Source organism: Mesorhizobium sp. WSM4898 (assembly GCF_029625845.1).
Taxonomy (GTDB): domain Bacteria; phylum Pseudomonadota; class Alphaproteobacteria; order Rhizobiales; family Rhizobiaceae; genus Mesorhizobium.
Genome location: NZ_JARTVQ010000001.1, coordinates 651,906 through 670,979, shown reverse-complemented (window position 1 = coordinate 670,979; position 19,074 = coordinate 651,906). Strand labels below are relative to the sequence as shown.

At 64.5% G+C, this 19,074-nt stretch carries 16 protein-coding genes; 13 read left to right on the top strand and 3 right to left on the bottom strand.

The window, feature by feature from the left end; translation table 11 throughout:
- Positions 1 to 16 precede the first annotated feature (16 nt).
- From xdhB to uraH, 3 genes are read right to left on the bottom strand one after another with little or no spacing between them, the layout of a single operon-like run.
- Complete coding sequence (gene xdhB, locus P9228_RS03330; RefSeq protein ID WP_278052395.1) at positions 17 to 2,380, bottom strand: xanthine dehydrogenase molybdopterin binding subunit; 2,364 nt, start codon at positions 2,378 to 2,380, stop codon at positions 17 to 19.
- Positions 2,380 to 3,858, bottom strand: coding sequence for a xanthine dehydrogenase small subunit (gene xdhA, locus P9228_RS03325; protein WP_278052393.1), 1,479 nt, complete (start codon positions 3,856 to 3,858; stop codon positions 2,380 to 2,382). Before xdhA ends, xdhB begins: the two co-directional genes overlap by 1 nt.
- Before the next feature lie 3 nt (positions 3,859 to 3,861).
- Positions 3,862 to 4,236, bottom strand: coding sequence for a hydroxyisourate hydrolase (gene uraH / locus P9228_RS03320; protein ID WP_095799152.1), 375 nt, complete (start codon positions 4,234 to 4,236; stop codon positions 3,862 to 3,864).
- A gap of 176 nt (positions 4,237 to 4,412) precedes the next feature.
- On the opposite strand from uraH, the gene puuE reads away from it, so the two are divergent.
- From puuE to P9228_RS03255, 13 genes are all read left to right on the top strand, one after another.
- A complete protein-coding gene (gene puuE / locus P9228_RS03315) occupies positions 4,413 to 5,837 on the top strand; it encodes an allantoinase PuuE (RefSeq protein ID WP_095799151.1) in 1,425 nt (474 codons plus the stop codon).
- Between the two features lie 10 nt (positions 5,838 to 5,847).
- The gene (locus P9228_RS03310; protein ID WP_067324113.1) at positions 5,848 to 6,708 is read left to right on the top strand and encodes a bifunctional allantoicase/(S)-ureidoglycine aminohydrolase; all 861 of its coding nucleotides are present in this window, start codon (positions 5,848 to 5,850) and stop codon (positions 6,706 to 6,708) included.
- Positions 6,705 to 7,196 carry an ureidoglycolate lyase gene (locus P9228_RS03305; protein ID WP_067324111.1) on the top strand — a complete coding sequence of 164 codons (492 nt, stop codon included), beginning with the start codon at positions 6,705 to 6,707 and terminating at the stop codon, positions 7,194 to 7,196. The genes P9228_RS03310 and P9228_RS03305 overlap by 4 nt, the downstream gene beginning before the upstream one ends.
- Positions 7,197 to 7,215: 19 nt before the next feature.
- A complete protein-coding gene (locus P9228_RS03300) occupies positions 7,216 to 7,809 on the top strand; it encodes a nucleoside deaminase (RefSeq protein WP_127239732.1) in 594 nt (197 codons plus the stop codon).
- Positions 7,810 to 7,892: 83 nt separating this feature from the next.
- Positions 7,893 to 9,878, top strand: a complete 1,986-nt coding sequence (locus P9228_RS03295) for a CocE/NonD family hydrolase (protein WP_278052388.1) — start codon at positions 7,893 to 7,895, stop codon at positions 9,876 to 9,878.
- 149 nt (positions 9,879 to 10,027) lie between these two features.
- On the top strand, positions 10,028 to 11,614 hold the full coding sequence (locus P9228_RS03290) for an ABC transporter substrate-binding protein (protein WP_067324106.1): 1,587 nt from the start codon (positions 10,028 to 10,030) through the stop codon (positions 11,612 to 11,614).
- A gap of 17 nt (positions 11,615 to 11,631) precedes the next feature.
- Entirely contained in the window at positions 11,632 to 12,591 is a 960-nt protein-coding gene (locus P9228_RS03285; RefSeq protein WP_067324105.1) for an ABC transporter permease, read from the top strand.
- A gap of 11 nt (positions 12,592 to 12,602) precedes the next feature.
- A complete protein-coding gene (locus P9228_RS03280) occupies positions 12,603 to 13,430 on the top strand; it encodes an ABC transporter permease (protein WP_066995982.1) in 828 nt (275 codons plus the stop codon).
- Positions 13,430 to 15,085, top strand: coding sequence for an ABC transporter ATP-binding protein (locus tag P9228_RS03275; protein WP_066995985.1), 1,656 nt, complete (start codon positions 13,430 to 13,432; stop codon positions 15,083 to 15,085). Before P9228_RS03280 ends, P9228_RS03275 begins: the two co-directional genes overlap by 1 nt.
- A gap of 87 nt (positions 15,086 to 15,172) precedes the next feature.
- The gene (locus P9228_RS03270; RefSeq protein WP_278052381.1) at positions 15,173 to 16,012 is read left to right on the top strand and encodes an alkaline phosphatase family protein; all 840 of its coding nucleotides are present in this window, start codon (positions 15,173 to 15,175) and stop codon (positions 16,010 to 16,012) included.
- Between the two features lie 272 nt (positions 16,013 to 16,284).
- Positions 16,285 to 16,851 carry a sigma-70 family RNA polymerase sigma factor gene (locus P9228_RS03265; RefSeq protein WP_067324697.1) on the top strand — a complete coding sequence of 189 codons (567 nt, stop codon included), beginning with the start codon at positions 16,285 to 16,287 and terminating at the stop codon, positions 16,849 to 16,851.
- Complete coding sequence (locus P9228_RS03260) at positions 16,848 to 17,516, top strand: anti-sigma factor (RefSeq protein WP_278052378.1); 669 nt, start codon at positions 16,848 to 16,850, stop codon at positions 17,514 to 17,516. Before P9228_RS03265 ends, P9228_RS03260 begins: the two co-directional genes overlap by 4 nt.
- Positions 17,506 to 18,948, top strand: coding sequence for a S8 family serine peptidase (locus tag P9228_RS03255; protein WP_278052376.1), 1,443 nt, complete (start codon positions 17,506 to 17,508; stop codon positions 18,946 to 18,948). Before P9228_RS03260 ends, P9228_RS03255 begins: the two co-directional genes overlap by 11 nt.
- Positions 18,949 to 19,074 lie beyond the last annotated feature (126 nt).

The window sequence follows — 19,074 nt, the reverse complement described above, 5'->3', positions numbered from 1 at the left end:
GCACGTTTTGGCCGGTTCAGGCCGGCTTTGCGGCTTCCCGCTTCAGCCTTTCGATCGCCATCAGCACCCGTTCCGGCGTCGCCGGGGCATCGAGGCGCGGGCAGATCCTGTGATCGGCGACACTCGCCACCGCGTCGGAGAGCGCATGCAGCACCGACATGCCGTGCGGCAGCGGCGGCTCGCCGACCGCCTTGGAGCGATGGATGGTCGGCTCGTAGGCCGACGACCAGTCGGTCAGCTTGACGTTGAAGATTTTTGGCCGGTCGGAAGCGAGCGGGATCTTGTAGGTCGACGGCGCATGCGTGCGCAGCCGGCCGCCGTTGTCCCACCAAAGCTCTTCCGTCGTCAGCCAGCCCATGCCCTGGATGAAGCCGCCCTCGACCTGGCCGAGGTCGATCGCGCTGTTCAGCGAGCGGCCGGCATCGTGCAGGATGTCGGTGCGCTCGACGACATATTCGCCCGTCAGCGTATCGACCGAGACTTCCGAGCAGGCCGCGCCATAGGCGTAGTAGTAGAAGGCATGGCCGCGGCCCTTGCTGCGGTCCCAATGGATCTTCGGCGTTTTGTAGAAGCCAGCCGCCGAGAGCTGGACGCGGTTCATGTAGGCTTGCTTGACCAGATCGTTGAAGGCGATTTCCTGGTTGCCGATGCGCACCCGGTTGGGCAAGAACACGACCTGGTCGAGCGGCACCTGGTATCTTTCGGCCGCGAAATCCGTCAGCCGCTTGCGGATCTGCCGAGCGGCATCCTGCGCCGCCATGCCGTTGAGGTCGGCGCCGGAAGATGCCGCCGTCGGCGAGGTGTTCGGCACCTTGGCTGTGGTGGTGGCGGTGATCTTGACCCGGTCGAGATCGATCTGGAATTCCTCGGCGACGACCTGCGCCACCTTGAGATGCAGGCCCTGGCCCATTTCGGTGCCGCCATGGTTCATATGCACCGAGCCGTCTGCATAGACATGCACCAGGGCGCCGGCCTGGTTGGCCTCGGTCTTTGTGAAGGAAATGCCGAACTTGACCGGCGTCAGCGCCAGGCCGCGCTTGATGAAGCGGCTGTTGTTGTTGAAGGCGCTGATCTCGCGCCGCCGCCGCGCGTAATTGGCGCTTTCCTCCAGCTCAGCGACGATGCGGTGGATGATGTTGTCCTCGACCTTCTGCTGATAGGGCGTGAGGCAGCGTTCGCCGATCGCATCCATCGGGTCATAGAAATTGAGCTTGCGGATTTCGAGCGGATCCTTGCCGACCGCGAAGGCCACTTCGTCGATGACGCGCTCCGCGCCGACCATGCCTTGCGGGCCGCCAAAGCCGCGGAAGGCGGTGTTCGAGACCGTGTTGGTGAAAAGCGGCGCCGATTTCGCGTGCACCGCCGGATAGAAATAGGCGTTGTCGCAATGGAAGAGCGCCCGGTCGCCGACGGGACCGGACAGGTCGGCGGAGAAGCCGCAGCGCAGGGCATAGGTGAAATCGACGCCGAGGATATTGCCCTCGTCGTCGAAGCCGACCTCGTAGTCGATGGCGAAATCATGCCGCTTGCCTGTGGCGGTCATGTCCTCGTCGCGGTCGAGCCTGATCTTCACCGCGCGGTTCAGCTTCTTGGTCGCGATGGCGGCTATGGCCGCGCATTGGTTGGCCTGCGTCTCCTTGCCGCCGAAGCCGCCGCCCATGCGGCGCACCTCCACCGTCACCGCATGGCTCGGCACGCCGAGCGCATGCGCAATCAGATGCTGCGTCTCGCTCGGCCCCTGCGTGGAGCAATAGACGATCACCTCGTCGTCCTCACCGGGGATCGCCAGCGAGACCTGGCCCTCGAGGTAGAAATGGTCCTGGCCGCCAAGCCACATGCGGTTCTTGATGCGGCGGGGCGCCGCCGCAATCGCGGCAGCCGCATCTCCGCGCTTCAGGATCAGCGGCGTGGTGACCTGCTTGTCCCTGACCGGGTCGAGGTCCCAGATGTCGATCACGGCCGGAAGCTCGTCATATTCGATCCTAGCCAGGCGTGCCGCACGGCGCGCCGCCTCGCGTGTCTCAGCTACCACGGCGAAGATCGGCTGGCCGTAGAAGTGCACCTTGTGCTCGGCGAGCACCGGATCGTCATGCATGTTGCTCGGCGAGACGTCGTTGTCGCCGGGCACGTCGGCACAGGTCAGCACATCGACGACGCCTGGCGCTGCGCGCACCGCCGACAGATCAATGCTCTTCAGCGTGCCGTGCGCGACCTTGGCGAGGCCAAGGCCGACATGCAGCGTGCCGGCAGGCTCAGGCATGTCGTCGATATAGACGGCGGCGCCGCTGACATGCTTGTGCGCGGAATCGTGCCGCTGCTCGGTGGCGACGCCGCCGACGATTTTTTCGGCCTTGAGGTTGGGAGTGGCGTGCTTGTCCATCAGGCCGCCTCGTTGCGGGTCACTTGGAACGGCGCCCTGGTGCCGGTGGTTTCGACATAAAAGCGCAGCAAAAGATTCTTCGCCGCCAGCGCCCGATACTCGGCGGTTGCACGCATATCGGTAATTGGCGTGAAGTCGCTGGCGTATTCGGCCATCGCGGACTCGACACTCGCTTCGCTCCAGACTTTGCCGATAAGGGCGGTTTCAACCGCAGTCGCCCGCTTCGGCGTCGGCGCCATGCCGCCATAGGCGATACGGATATCCGCCACGGTGCCGTTCTTGGCCTCGGTCAGATAGAAGGCGCCGAGGGTAGCGGTAATGTCCTCGTCGCGGCGCTTGGTGACCTTGTAGACGGCAAATTTCGTGCCCTCTGCCGGCACGGGCACATGGACGGCCTCGACGAATTCGCCGGGCTGCCGATCCTGCTTGCCATAGGCAATGAAGAAGGTTTCGAGCGGGATCGTGCGTCGGGCATTGCCCTTGCGGAGCATGAGCCGCGCGCCGAGCGCGATCAGCGGCGGCGGCGTGTCGCCGATCGGAGAGCCGTTGGCGATGTTGCCGCCGATGGTGCCCATGTTGCGCACCTGCTCGCCGCCGATGCGGTCGACCAGCGGTCCCAAGGCCGGGATACGCCGGGAAAGCGTTGCGAAGGCTTCGCTGTAAGTCACGCCGGCGCCGATCGTAATCACGCCATCGGTCTCCGAGATCATGCGCAAGCCGTCGAGGCCGCCGATGAAGATAGCCGGCGAGATGTCGCGCATATGCTTGGTGACCCACAGCCCGACATCGGTCGAGCCGGCAACGATGGTGGCGCCAGGCTCCTTCTCGAGCACCATGGCGAAATCGTCGACGTCAGCCGGCACGATCAGCCGCTGCGTACCCGAACCGACCTCGACCCTGGCGCCGTCGCGCAGCGCTCCCAGCCGTGCAGTGATATCCTTGCGCTCCACTGCCAGCGGGTCCTTCGCCGCCTTGCCGTAGCTTGATATGGCGCGCGCGGCGCGCATGATCGCCTCGTAGCCGGTACAGCGGCAGAGATTGCCCTGCAGCGCCTTTTCGATCGCCGCGTCGGACGGATTGGGCGTCTTCATCCAGAGCGCATAGAGTGACATGACGAAACCGGGCGTGCAGAAGCCGCATTGCGAGCCATGGAAATCGACCATCGCCTGCTGCACGGGGTGAAGCTGTTCGCCATTGCCGCGCAGGTGCTCAACGGTGACGACATGCGTGCCGTCGAGCGAGCCCATGAAGCGGATGCAAGCATTGACGCTTTCATAGACCAGGCCCTCGACCGACAGCTTGCCGACCAGCACCGTGCAGGCGCCGCAATCGCCCTCGGCGCAGCCTTCCTTGGTGCCGCGCAGCGAGCGGTTCAACCGCAGCCAGTCGAGCAGGGTCGCGTCGGGGGCGATGTCGTTCAGCGCGACATCGGCGCCGTTCAGGATGAAACGTATCTGGTTGCGGGTCTTGTCGGCCATGTCTCAGCTCCCGCGATAGGTCGAGTAGCCGTAGGGCGAGATCAAGAGCGGCACATGATAATGCCGCTCCTCCGCCATGCCGAAGCGGATCGGCACGGTGTCGAGGAAAGCCGGCTGCGGCAGGCTGGCGCCCTGCCCGCGCAGATAATCGCCGGCAGCGAAGACCAGTTCGTACTCGCCGGTGCGGAAGTCGGCGCCGGCAAGCAGCGGCGCGTCGCAGCGGCCGTCGTCGTTGGTGGTGACGGTCTTCAAATGCGTGCGGGCCTGGCCTTCGAGGCGGAAAAGCCCGATCGAAAGGCCCTTTGCCGGCCTGCCGGTCGCGGTATCGAGGACATGGGTCGTCAGACGCCCGCCATCGGCTTTCGAAGTTTCTGCCACTGGCCGCCTCCCATCCCAAGTAGTCGAACGTTTTCAGGTCAATTGTGCGCCAATTAAAGGCGATGCATAAGCCCCGGTCGAGCGGAGTGCGGCAAAAAGCACTTTCAAAAATTTTCGGGGGAATGCACGAGCACTCCTTTCGATATCTTCATCTCAACATTCGGGCAGGAGCGATCATGCGTTACGAACGGGACATGCGCGGTTACGGAGCCAATCCGCCGGACCCGAAATGGCCCGGCGACGCCTATGTCGCGGTGCAGTTCGTCGTCAATTACGAGGAAGGCGGCGAGAACTGCGTGCTGCACGGCGACAAGGCTTCCGAAGCCTTCCTATCCGAGATTGTCGGCGCCGCCCCCTGGCTCGGCCAGCGCCATTGGAACATGGAATCGATCTATGAATACGGCGCCCGCGCCGGCTTCTGGCGGCTATACCGGCTGTTCACGCAAGCTGAGGTGCCGGTGACCTGCTACGGCGTCGCCACGGCGCTGGCACGCTCCCCCGATCAGGTCGCTGCGATGCAGGAGGCCGGCTGGGAGATCGCCTCGCACGGGCTGAAATGGATCGACTACCGCGACCATAGCGCGGAGGACGAGCGACGCGACCTCGAAGAGACGATCCGTCTGCATTACGAAGTGACTGGCGCGCGGCCGACCGGCTGGTACACCGGCCGCACTTCGGTCAACACGGTGCGACTCGTCGCCGAGGAAGGCGGCTTCGATTACGTCTCCGACACCTATGACGACGAATTGCCCTACTGGTTCGACCGGGATGGTTTGGAGAAGCCGCAGCTCATCATCCCCTATACGCTCGACGCCAACGACATGCGCTTCGCCACGCCGCAGGGCTTCAATTCGGGCGACCAGTTCTTCGCCTATCTGAAGGACAGTTTCGACACGCTCTATGCGGAGGGCAAGGCGGGGCGGCCGCGCATGATGAACATCGGCCTGCATTGCCGGCTGGTTGGCCGTCCGGGCCGCGTGGCGGCGCTGAAGCGCTTCGTCGACTATGTGAAGTCGCATGACAGGGTGTGGCTGACCCGGCGCATCGATATCGCAAAACACTGGCGCGAGACGCACCCCTACCAGGCGCCGGCGCTGCGCCCGTCTCGGATGGAATTCGAGGAATTCGTGCATGCTTTCGGCGGGGTGTTCGAGCATTCGCCGTGGATCGCCGAGCGGGCCTACGAACTGGAGCTCGGCCCGGCCCATGACAGCGCCGGCGGCCTGCACAACGCGCTCTGCCGCGTCTTCCGCGCGGCGACCGAGGCCGAGCGGCTTTCTGTGCTCAACGCCCATCCCGACCTTGCCGGCAAGCTGGCGGCGGCCAAGCGGCTGACGCCGGAATCAGCCAAAGAACAGGCCTCCGCCGGGCTCGACGCGCTGACCGACAAGGAGCGCGAGCTGTTTTCGAAGCTCAACGCCGCCTATGTCACGACCTTCGGCTTTCCCTTCATCATCGCGGTCAAGGGCAAGACGAAGGACCAGATCCTGGCGGAGTTCGAGGCTCGCATCGGCAACAGCCGCAGCAATGAATTCGACACCGCGTGCAAACAAGTCGAGCGCATCGCGCTGCTTCGGCTCAAAGACATGCTTCCAAAATAGGCTTCAACACATGGACAGGATGAACATGGCCGAGCGAACCTATTACGCGCCGCATGGCGGCCATCCCGGTCAGCACGAGCTGTTGACCGGCCGCGCCGTCTTCACCGAAGCCTATGCGGTGATCCCCAAGGGCGTGATGCAGGACATCGTCACCAGCCCGCTGCCGTTCTGGGACAAGACAAGGGCCTGGATCATCGCAAGACCGCTTTCGGGCTTCGCCGAGACCTTTTCGCAGTACATCGTCGAGGTCCTGCCCGGCGGCGGCAGCGACCGGCCTGAGCTCGACCCCGAAGCCGAGGGCGTGCTGTTCGTGGTCGAGGGCGAGCTTACGGTCTCGCTTGCCGGCAAGAACCATGTGCTTCGCCCAGGCGGCTTCGCCTTCCTGCCGCCGGGCAGCGGCTGGACGGTGCGCAATGAGAGCAGCGGTGCGGTCCGCTTCCACTGGGTCCGCAAGGCCTATGAGGCGGTCGACGGCCTCGACGTTCCGGAAGCCTTCTTCAGCAGCGACAAGGAGGTCGAGCCGAGCCCGATGCCCGGCACGGGAGGCCACTGGGCGACGACGCGCTTCGTCGACCCGGCCGACATGCGCCACGATATGCATGTCACCATCGTCACGCTCAAACCCGGCGCGGTCATCCCCTTCGCCGAGACCCATGTCATGGAGCATGGGCTCTATGTGCTCGAAGGCAAGGCAGTCTATCGCCTCAATCAGGACTGGGTCGAGGTCGAGGCCGGCGACTTCATGTGGCTGCGCGCCTTTTGCCCGCAGGCCTGCTACGCCGGCGGTCCCGGGAATTTCCGCTACCTGCTATACAAGGACGTCAACCGGCACGCCAAGCTTGGCGGCGCCCTTGGGGCTCGCGCGCGGTGACCCAAATCGTGGCCCAGCCGCTGACACGCGAAAACTTCGCGCCGTTTGGCGACGTGATCGATATGGGCGGCGAGAACCGCTACCCGATCAATGGCGGCAAGGCGATGCGCTACCACGATCTCGCCACTGCCGAGGCCACCGGGCCGAATGCCAAGGTGCTGATCTCGATGGTGCGCGGCACCCCCTACGAGATGCCTCTGAAACTGACCATGGTCGAGCGCCATCCGCTCGGCAGCCAGGCCTTCATTCCGTTGTCGCCGCGGCCATTCCTGGTTGTCGTCTGCCATGACACTCAGGACGGCCCAGGCGAGCCGCACGCCTTCATCACCGCGCCCGGGCAGGGCATCAACTACCGGCGCAACCTCTGGCACGGCGTGCTGACGCCGATCGGCGAGGAACAGGACTTCCTCATCGTCGACCGCGGCGGCGACGGCGCCAACCTCGAAGAGTGCCATTTCTCGCACCCTTACGAGATCCATCTTCCCTGAAAGCTGCCAGTTTTCCCCGATGACAGACATTTCGCTGATCGACCGCCTGCTCGACGTTATCGAGCACGATATCGTGCCGAAGACCGCTGAAGGCGTTGCCCATGGCAACAAACTCTTCGGCGCCGCCATCCTGCGGAAAGACGACCGCTCGCTGGTGATTGCCGAAACCAACAACGAGATCGAAAATCCGCTCTGGCATGGCGAAATGCACTGCCTGAAGCGATTTTACGAAATGCCAAAAGCCGAGCGCGTCGACACCAGGGATGCACTGTTCCTGGCCACGCACGAGCCCTGCTCGCTGTGCCTGTCGGCGATCACCTGGACCGGCTTCGACAATTTCTACTACCTCTTCAGCCACGAGGACTCGCGCGACAGCTTCGCCATCCCGCATGACCTGAAGATCCTGAAGGAGGTCTTCACACTCGATCCCGGCGGCTACAACGCCGAGAACGCCTATTGGAAGAGCTTTTCCATACGCCGGCTGGTGCGCGCTTTGCCCGAGGCGGAACGCAGGCGGCTGGAGGCGCGCATTGCCAAGATCTCCGCACGCTATGACGCGCTGTCCGGCACATACCAGGCGAGCAAGGCCGACAACGACATTCCGCTGAACTGACGCTTTGAACTGACGCTTATTGACCAGCCGATTTCGCCGGCTGGCCCACGACGCCTCGGCGACGGTTCCATCATGTGCCTTGCATGAAAACCGTCACAGAATTCCCTCGCAAGGTCGTCGAATTTCCCGATATGGGCATCGTCATGCCGGATGGCTGCCGGCTGTCGGCGCGCATATGGATGCCTGAGGATGCCGGCGACAACCCGGTGCCGGCGGTCCTCGAGCATTTGCCCTACCGCAAGCGCGACGGCACCATCTTCCGCGATCAGCTGACGCATCCCTATTTCGCCGGACACGGCTATGCCTCGATCCGCGTCGACATGCGCGGCAACGGTGATTCCGAAGGGCTGATGGACGACGAATATTCCGAGCAGGAATTGCAGGACGCCTGCGACGTCATCGCCTGGGTGGCCGCGCAGCCCTGGTGCAACGGCAATGTCGGCATGATGGGCATATCCTGGGGCGGCTTCAACTGCCTGCAGGTCGCGGCAAAGCAGCCGCCGGCGCTGAAGGCGGTGATCAGCCTGTGCTCGACCGTCGACCGCTATGCCGACGACATTCACTACAAGGGCGGCTGCCTGCTGCTCGAGAATTTCGGCTGGGCCTCGACGATGCTCTCCTACTCGTCGCGGCCGCCGGATCCGGAAATCGCCGGCGGCAACCGCTGGCGCGATCTGTGGCTGAGCCGTCTGGAGAACCAGCCTTTTCTCGCGCCGCTATGGCTCAGCCACCAGCATCGCGATGCCTACTGGAAACGCGGCTCGATCTGCGAGCACTTTTCGGCCGTTAAGGCGGCAGTGCTGTCGATCGGCGGTTGGCATGACGGCTACCGCAACACGATCTCCAATCTCGTCACCAACATCCAGGCGCCGGTGAAGGGCATCGTCGGCCCCTGGATCCACAAATATCCGCATTACGCGGCACCCAATCCGGCCATCGGTTTCCTGCAGGAGGCGCTGCGCTGGTGGGACCGCTGGCTGAAGGGCGCGGCGACCGGCGTCGAGGCCGACCCGGACTACCGCGCCTATGTGATGGATAGCGTGCGTCCGGCCCGCTGGCATCCCGAACGGCCAGGCCGCTGGATTGCGGAACAGCAATGGCCCTCGCCCAACATCAAGATCAAGGCAACCGGGCTCATTCCCGAGGGCGTCGGGCCGGCAATCGTCGCCTCGCCGCAAAGTTGCGGGCTTGCCGGCGGCGAGTATTTTCCCTTCACCTTCGGTCCGGAACTGCCGGGCGACCAGCGCTCCGACGACGCGCTTTCGGTATGCTTCGACCAGGTCGAACTCGAGGAGGCGATCGACATCGTCGGCGCGCCTGAAGTCGAAGTACGGGTTGCCTCGGACCGCCGCCAGGCCAACCTCGCGGTGCGTCTCTGCGACGTGCATCCGGACGGCGCCTCGGAGCTGATCTCCTATGGCGTGCTCAACCTCACCCACCGCAACTCGCACGAGTTCCCGGAAGCGCTGGTGCCAGGCGAGACGGTCTCGGCACGCGTCGTGCTCGACCAGTGCGCCTATCGGGTGGCGGCCGGCCACCGGCTGCGGGTCGCCGTCTCGACCGCCTACTGGCCGATGATCTGGCCGTCGCCGGAGCCGGCGACGCTCGAACTGTCGGCCGCGACGCTCAAGCTGCCGCTGCGCCCGCCGGCGACGGCCGACGAGGTGTCGTTCCTCGAACCGGAAGGGGCTACGCCCTGGGCGACCGAGACGATCAGGCCGACCAATTCCGAGCGGCATATCCACCGCAACGAAAAGACCGGCGTCGTCACGCTTGCCGTAACGGACGATTTCGGCGAGGTGCGCGACCTGGAGCACGGGCTGGTCCACGGCAGCATGGTCCGGGAGACATGGGCGATCCAACCCGACGATCCGCTGTCGGCGACGGGCAGCACGCATTGGACGCAGACATTGTCGCGAAATGAATGGTCGGTGCGGACCGAGACCTTCGCTGAGATGCGCTCGGACGCGCAAGACTTCATCCTCAGCGCCAGAATCGAGGCCTATGAGGGCGAAAAGCTGGTGTTTGAACGCGATTTCAAACAGACGATTCCCCGCGCTCTCGTGTGAGCGCTTACAAGATTGGTCCAAATGCGACGCGCCATTTACGCCACGGCATGTCGCATTCGGTCTTGCTTACAGCTTTCCGTTGCGCTCATTATCCCTCACAAGAACAAGAACCGACCACATGGTCGTACCATCAGAGTGAGGAACCCATAATGACAAACGAACTCGACTATCTCAGCCGGCGCGTCGCTGCCGGAAAGCTCAGCCGCCGCGACTTCCTTGGCCGCGCCGCCGCGCTCGGCGTCACCGCGCCCTTCGCCAACTCGCTGCTTTCGAGCGCTGCCCGGGCTGCCGGCCCCGTCAAGGGCGGCACGTTGAAGGCCGGCCTGGTCGGCGGTGAATCCACCAACAGCCTCGACCCGGCGCTGATGATGACCCAGGTGCCCTTCGCCTTCGGCAAGTGCTGGGGCGAAATGATCGTCGAACTGTCGCCCGACGGCAAGCTCGAGAACCGCATCGCCGAGGAAATCGGCTCTTCCGACGACGCCAAGGTCTGGACGCTCAAGATCCGCGACGGCATCGAATTCCACAACGGCAAGACGGTGACCGCCCAGGACGTGGCCGCCACGCTGGAGCGCCATTCGGACGAGAAGTCGAAGTCCGGCGCGCTCGGCTACATGAAGGGCATCGAGACCATCAAGGTCAACGGCAAGGAAGTGGTGCTGACCCTCAAGGAAGCCAACGCCGACCTTCCCTATCTGCTCAGCGACTATCACCTGATCGTCCAGCCGAATGGCGGCAAGGACAAACCCGACGCCGGCATCAGCGCCGGCCCTTACAAGGTCAAGGTCAACGAGCCCGGCGTGCGCCATGTCGGCGAACGCTTCGCCAACTACTGGCAGGGCGACAAGATGGGCCATGCCGACCAGGTCGAAGTCGTCGTCATCAACGACGCGACGGCGCGCACGGCGGCCCTGCAGGGCGGTCAGGTCAACATGATCAACCGCGTCGAGCCGAAGATCGTCGACCTGATCAAGCGCGTGCGGGGCGTCACCATCCGCAACCACTCCGGTCCCGGCCACTACGTGTTCATCATGCATTGCAACACGGCGCCGTTCGACAACAACGACCTCAGGATGGCGCTGAAGCTGGCGATCAACCGCGAAGAGATGCTGAACAAGGTGCTGCGCGGCTACGGCTCGCTCGGCAACGACTTCCCGATCAACGCCTCCTACCCGCTGTTCACAGAGATCGAGCAGCGCAAATACGATCCCGACAAGGCCAAGTTCCACTACAAGAAGTCGGGTCACGACGGCGCCGTGCTGCTCAGGACGTCGGACGTCGCCTTCCCCGGCGCGGTCGATGCCGCGCAGCTCTATCAGCAGAGCGCGGCCAAGGCCGGCATCAAGCTGGAAATCAAGCGCGAGCCCGGCGACGGCTACTGGAACGAAGTCTGGAACAAGCAGCCCTTCTGCGCTTCCTATTGGGGCGGCCGCTCGACGCAGGACCAAATGTACTCGACCGCCTACCTGTCGAGCGCCGACTGGAACGACACGCGGTTCAAGCGGCCGGACTTCGACAAGATGGTGCTGGCGGCGCGCGCCGAGCTCGACGAGGCCAAGCGCAAGCAGATGTACCATGACATGGCTGTGATGGTGCGTGACGAGGGCGGCTTGATCCTGCCGATGTTCAACCAGTTCATCGACGCAACTGGTCCCAAGGTCGGTGGCTGGGTGGACGATCCGCATCAGGAGCTGATGAACGGCTACGCCTTGGCGAAGTGCTGGATGGAAGCCTAAGGTCCGGCCTTGCGGAGATGTCCTCACCCGTCGTGAAACTGGTGGCCCAGCGCGTTGCGCTGGGCATCCTCCTTCTGCTGGCCGTTTCGGTCCTGATCTTCGCCGGCACGCAGATCCTGCCCGGCGACGTCGCCCAAGCCATCCTCGGACAATCGGCGACGCCGGAGTCGCTCGCCAATCTGCGCGAACAGCTCGGACTCAATCAGCCTGCCTATATCCGCTACTTCCACTGGCTGGGCGGCGTGCTCACCGGCGATCTCGGCACGGCGATGTCGAGCGGCCAGGACATCGCGACATCGATCAAGGAACGGCTGTGGAACACCTTGTTCCTGGCCTTCTGGGCGGCAATCGTGGCCATTCCGCTGGCGATCACGCTTGGCCTGATCGCGGTGCGCTACCGCAATGGCTGGGTCGACAAGATGATCTCCGGCGTGGCGCTCGCCTCGACCTCGTTCCCCGAATTCTTCATCGGCTACCTCCTGGTCTTCTACTTCGCGGTCGAGCATCAATGGTTCCCAGCCATCTCGACCGTCTATGACGGAATGTCGTTAGGCGAGCGGTTGCAGGCGATCGCGCTGCCGGCGGCGGCGCTGACGCTGGTGGTGCTGGCCCACATGATGCGCATGACGCGAGCGGCGATCCTCAACGTCATGCAATCGGCCTATGTCGAGACGGCGGAGCTCAAGGGACTCTCGGCTTTCGCGGTCATCCGCAAGCATGCCTTCCCGAACGCGATCGCGCCGATCATCAATGTCGTCATGCTGAACCTCGCCTATCTCGTGGTCGGCGTCGTCGTGGTCGAGGTGATTTTCGTCTATCCGGGCATGGGGCAATATCTCGTCGACCACGTCACCAAGCGCGACGTTCCCGTCGTCCAGGCGGTCGGCCTGATCTTTGCGGCCGTCTATATCGCCCTCAACATCATCGCGGACATTGCGGCGATCGTCGCCAATCCGCGGCTCAGGCATCCGAAGTAGGGGGCGCCGGTATGCTCGATATCAGACGCACTCCTGTCGCGGCGCTGATCGGCATTGTGCTGACGACGCTGTTCGTGCTGGCGGCGGTCTTGGCGCCATGGATCGCCCCGCACGGCAATGCCGAGATCGTCAGCGACGTCCCTTGGGAACCGATGTCATCGGTGCACCTGTTGGGCACCGACAATCTTGGCCGCGATCTCTTGTCCCGCATGATCTATGGCGCCCGCATCACGCTGTTCATCGCCGTGCTGGCCACCGCGCTGTCCTTTTCGCTCGGCGCCATTCTGGGCTTCTCGGCGGCGGTGTTCGGCGGCTGGTTCGACACGATGCTGTCGCGCCTCGTCGACCTGCTGATGTCGATCCCGACGCTGATCATGGGCCTGGTCGTCCTGTCGGTGCTGCCGTCCAACCTGGTGACGCTGATCCTGGTGATGGGCATCCTCGATTCGACTCGTGTCTACCGCTTGTCGCGCGCGGTGGCAGTCGACATCAACGTCATGGACTATGTCGAGGCCGCGAAACTGCGCGGCGAAGGCAGCGGCTGGATCATTTTCCGCGAGATTCTGCCGAACGCGCTGTCGCCCCTGGTCTCGGAACTCGGCCTGCGCTTCATCTATGCGGTGCTTTTCCTGTCGACGCTCTCCTTCCTCGGCCTCGGCGTGCAGCCGCCGGACGCCGACTGGGGCGGCATGGTGAAGGAGAACAAGGACGGCATCGTCTTCGGCATCCCGGCGGCGCTCATCCCGGCGGCGGCGATCGCGGCTCTGGCGATCTCGGTCAACCTTGTCGCCGACTGGGTGCTCAACCGCACGACCAGCCTGAAGGGAGGGCGCGGGTGATGGCTGACAGCAAAGCAAACTCCGGCCGACTCCTCGACATCCGCAATCTGCGCATCGAGGCGACCGTCTACCCGCCCGGCGAGGCGCCGAAGACCATCACCCTTGTCCATGATGTCTCGCTGACGCTGGAGAAGGGCAAGGTGCTCGGCTTGATCGGCGAATCCGGCGCCGGCAAGTCGACGATCGGCCTGTCCTCCATGGGTTATGGCCGGGGCGGCGTGCGCATTACGGGCGGCGAGGTGATCCTCAACGGCCGCGATATACTGAAGGGCGGCAAGGAGGGCTTGCGCAAGCTGCGCGGCCGCGAAGTGTGCTATGTCGCCCAGTCGGCGGCGGCGGCCTTCAATCCGGCGCACCGGCTGATGGACCAGGTGGTGGAGGCGACGCTTCTGCACGGCACGGCAACCCGGGCCGAGGCCGAAAAGCGAGCCGTCGCGCTGTTCAAGAAGCTCAGCCTGCCCAATCCGGAAACGATCGGTGAGCGCTTCCCGCACCAAGTCTCCGGCGGCCAGTTGCAGCGCGTCATGACGGCGATGGCGCTTTGCTCCGAGCCTGACCTGATCGTCTTCGACGAGCCGACCACGGCGCTCGACGTGACGACGCAGATCGATGTGCTGGCGGCGATCAAGGACGCCATCCGCGATACCCATGTGGCGGCTTTATACATCACCCACGACCTCGCCGTGGTGGCGCAGGTAGCGGACGAGATCATGGTGCTGCGCCATGGCCGGCTGGTCGAATGGGGCGGTACCCGCCAGATCATCAAGGAGCCGCGCCAGGAATACACCAACGCGCTGGTCTCGGTGCATGAGATCGAGCACAACGAACAGCAGCCCGGCACCACACCGATGCTGTCGGTGAAGAACGTGACGGCCGCCTATGGCGGCGGTCTCGTCAAGGTGCTGAAGAACGTCTCGGTCGACATCTACCCGGGCCAGACGCTGGCCGTCGTCGGCGAGAGCGGTTCCGGCAAATCGACGCTGGCGCGCGCCATCACCGGCCTCCTGCCGCCCGAGCAGGGCAGCGTCTTCTTCGACGGCCGCACGCTTGGCAACAGGCTCTCCGATAGGCCGAAGGAGGATCTGCGCCAGTTGCAGATGATCTACCAGATGGCCGATGTCGCGATGAACCCGCGCCAGACCGTGGGAACGATCATCGGCCGGCCGCTCGAGTTCTATTTCGGCATAAGAGGCCGCGAGCGCGACAAGCGCGTCGCCGAGCTGCTCGACCAGATCGAGATGGGAAAGGGCTTCATCGACCGCTATCCGGCCGAGCTTTCGGGCGGCCAGAAGCAGCGCGTCTGCATCGCCCGTTCGCTGGCCGCCAAGCCGAAGCTGATCATCTGCGACGAGGTGACCTCGGCGCTCGATCCGCTGGTCGCCCACGGCATCCTCAAGCTGCTGCTCAACCTGCAGCAGATCGAGAAAGTGGCTTATCTCTTCATCACCCACGACCTCGCGACAGTGAAGTCGATCGCCGATTCGATCGCGGTCATGTATCGCGGCGAGGTCGTCCGCTACGGCTCCAAGAGCAAGGTGCTGGCGCCGCCCTTCGATGCCTATACCGACCTTCTCTTGTCCTCCGTCCCCGAAATGGAGATCGGCTGGCTGGAGAAGGCGATTGCCGGCCGGCGCATGGAAAGCGCCGGCAACTAAGCTGGCTAGCTCTTCGCTGCACTTCTCGGACTTGGCCGGACCGGTCAAGCCCGCCGATCTCTCCCGCCAGACCGCATGGAATTGCCCGTGGCGCTTAAATCCAAATTGCTGCTCATCATCCTTGACGGCGTGCCCTACCGGAACTGGCGCCGGCTCATGGGCAATCTCGAAGGCTGGGTACAGTCTGGTGAGGCGCAAGTGTGGAGAATGCGCTCCGTGCTGCCGTCAACATCGGCCTGCTGCTACGCCTCGATCCATACCGGGGTCACGCCGCAGGTTCATGGCATCCTCTCCAACGAGAACCGGTTCCGGGTCAGGCAGCCCGATATCTTCTCGGAGGTCAGCAAGGCCGGCGGCAGGACCGGGGCGGTGACGCATTCCTACTGGTCGGAATTCTTCCGCTCCTATCCATTCGATCTCGTCGAGGACATGGAATTCGACGAGCCTGGCGGGCCGATCACGCATGGCCGCTTCCACACCATGACCGGCTACAATCTCAAGAACCAGATGACGCCGAGCGATGTCGACCTGTTCGCGACATTGACCATGCTCACCCGCCGCCACGGCATCGACTACGGCGTCCTGCACAGCTGCACGCTGGACTCGATGGGCCATCGCTTCGGCCACGACTGCCACGAGATGGATCATGCCTGCTACGCGATGGACGGTATGCTCGCCGCCTTCCTGCCCGGCTGGCGCGAAGCCGGCTATGAAGTCATCGTCGCCGCCGATCACGGCCAGACGGACCGCGGCCATCACGGCGGGCATGACGACGAGATGCAGGATTTCGCGCTCTACTATTTCGGGCCGGCGAAGGGTCCAGAAGCCGACGCGCTGCTCGACCAGCTGCAGCTCGCGCCGACGGTGCTGAGCCGGCTCGGCGTGGAGGTGCCGGCGACGATGAAGGGGAAGGTGTTTTTGATTTAGCTTCCCCTTCTCCCCTTGTGGGAGAAGGTGTCGCCAAAGGCGACGAATGAGGGGTGTTTCAGTGAACGCCAACGTCTCACTCCGCTGGAACACCCCTCAACCCGTCTCGGCGCTCCGCGCCGATCTACTTTCTCCCACAAGGGGAGAAGGGGGCGCCACCTCTGGCAACGCTCATCTTCTTCGGTTAGCTTCCGAAAATTCCCTGGCGGAGGATGAACCTTTTTGGACCGACCAGCGACAGAGCCACGAGGAGCCAGGCGGCTCGACCGGCCATGAACGCGGCGACCGAAACCGATCGCGCGCTTGTAGACCGGGTCGCGAAGGGCGACCGGGCCGCCGTGCGGCTCCTGTTCATGCGTCACCACGCGCGGATCTACCGTTTCGTGGCGCGCCAGACGGGATCGGAAATGATGGCCGACGATATCACCAACGAGGTCTTTCTCGAGCTGTGGCGCCAAGCGCCGAGCTTCGAAGGCCGCTCCGAAGTCTCGACCTGGCTGCTCGGCATCGCCCGCTTCAAGGCACTGTCCTTGCTGCGCAAGAAGAAGGAAGACTGGATCGACGACGATGACGCGGCGCAGGTTCCCGACAGCGCCGACACGCCGGAAGTGGTCACCATGAAGGAAGACAAGGCCGCCGCCTTGCGCCGCTTTGTCGATGCCTTGCCGGAGGAACACCGCACGGTGATCGACCTTGCCTATTACCATGGCCAGTCGGTGACCGAGATCGGCGAGGTGCTCAACATCCCGGTTGCCACTGTCAAGACCAGGATGTTCTACGCCCGCAAGAAACTCGGTGAGGCCCTCAAGGCGGCCGGTTACGACAGGGGGTGGCCATGAGCGCCGCTGAAAAGATGTCGCGCCGCGACGAGATGGAGACGTTGCTGCCGTTTTACCTCAACGGTTCGCTGGAAGGCGCAGAACTCGAAGCCGTCGAGGAATGGCTGGCCTCCGATCCTGCGGCGATGGCCGCGCTCGGCGAGGCGGAAGCCGAATTCTCCGGCACCGCCGCCGCCAACGAGGCGATCCGACCGCCGGCCGACGCGCTCTCCCGCTTTGCAAGGGCGCTCGACGCCGAGGCCGGTCCGGCGCGCACGCCCCCCGGCCAGTCATGGCTGGCGAAGGTCTTCGGCCGGGTCACGGCAATCCCGTCGGGTGTCGCTTGGGCGGCGGCCGCGGCGCTGCTTGCACTGGTCGTCGCGCAGTCTTTCGAGCGGCCGGGCGGCAAGCGCAACGACTTTGAAATCGCCGGCGCTCAGGATGATCTAGCAAACCTGCCCTTCGCCCTGGTCAAGTTCAAATCGGATGCCAGGATGTCGGATATCGCCGCCTTCCTTGGGCAGAACGGGCTGAAGATCGCCGGCGGGCCGACCGCCGACGATGTGTTTCACGTGACAATCCCGGCCAGCACGGCGGCCGACTACGACAAGCTCGTCGGCCTTATTGCCGCCCAGCCTTTCGCGGAAGCTGTGGTGCAGGGAAGGAAACCGGTCGATGGCGGCTAAGGCGGTCGTTCTTCATGCGGCAATCCTCGCGGCGACATTTGTAGGCGCTCCCGCCGTGGCGCAGACCAACGATCCGAACCTCTCGCAAAAGCAGATCGACTGCCTCAACCGGACGACGGCGGCCGGCGCTGACTGCGACGAGGACGGCGTCAGGAATGGCGGCGGGAAATCCGGCGCGGGCAATGCCGCCGTTGGCGCTGTGTTCCTGCCGGCGCTGATCGTCGACCTGTTCCCGAATCCGCCGGCACGGCCGACGCCTGCGCCAACGCAGCCGGCGCCTCCAAAGAGTCCAACAAGCACAGCGGCGCCCGCTCCGCCGCCAAGCGGCCCCATCACATCGCCTACCGGGCTCAATGTCGTCGCGCCGCCGCGTGCGGTCAGTGGCGAGTTCGTGCCCGACGAGGTGCTGGTGACGGTCGCCGGCGATGCCGGCGCGGTGCAGCAGATCGCCACCACCTTCGGCCTTCAGGTGCGCTCGCAGCGCCAGTCGCGGCTGCTCGGCACAACGCTGGTGCGCTACGGCATTCCGGACGGACGGCCGGTCGGCGTCGTGCTGGCGCAGCTTGCCGCCGACGGGCGCACGCAGCGGCGTGAGCCCAACCACATCTATTCGCTGCAGCAGGCAGCCGGCATCGTGAACTATGCCTTCGAGCGCATCGCGCTCGATTCGAAACAGGCGAGCGGCGAGAACGTGCGCGTCGCCGTCATCGACACCGGCATCGACGATACCAACCCAGCGCTAAAAGGCGTGATCGCCGACCAGTTCGACGCCATGCCGAACGTGCCGATCAAGAGGCGCGACCACGGCACCTCCGTCGACGGGCTGATCGCCGGCGTCGGCGCGCTGGAAGGCATCGCGCCGGGCGCCAGGATCTATCACGCACGAGCCTTCGAAGGCGGCAAGTCGAGTATGGACGTCATCCTGTCGGCGCTCGACTGGGCGGCGGAACAGGACGTGCGCATCATCAATATGAGCTTCGTCGGGCCGAAGAACGACCTGCTCGGCACGGCTTGCCGCAATGCGCGCGCGCTCGGCATGGTGCTGGTCGCAGCGGCCGGCAACAACGGGCCGAAGGCGCCTTACGGCTATCCGGCAGCCTTCGACGGCGTCATCGCGGTCACCGCGACCGACGCCAAGGACGGGCTGATGCCGCAAGCCAATCGCGGCGCCTATGTCTTCCTCTCGGCGCCGGGCGTTGAGATGGTTGCGCCGAGCGGCACCGGCTCGGACGTGGTGACCGGCACCTCCTTCGCCGCCGCGATCGTCTCAGGCGCGATCGCCAACCTGATCCATGCCGCGCCCGACCGCTCGGCCGACGAGATCGAGAAGGCGCTGGCGGCCACGGCCAAGGATCTCGGCCCGAAGGGGCGGGACAATGACTTCGGCTATGGGCTGTTGGATATAAAAGCAGCTGGGGCTGCGAAGAAATAGGCTCCCGAAAATCTGTGGCGCCGGCGGGACAGCACCCCCCTCTGGCCTGCCGGCCATCTCCCCCGCAAGGGGGGAGATCAGCAGTTTCAGCGCCGACCCCGCTCCTCAAAGTCGAGTATTGGCGAA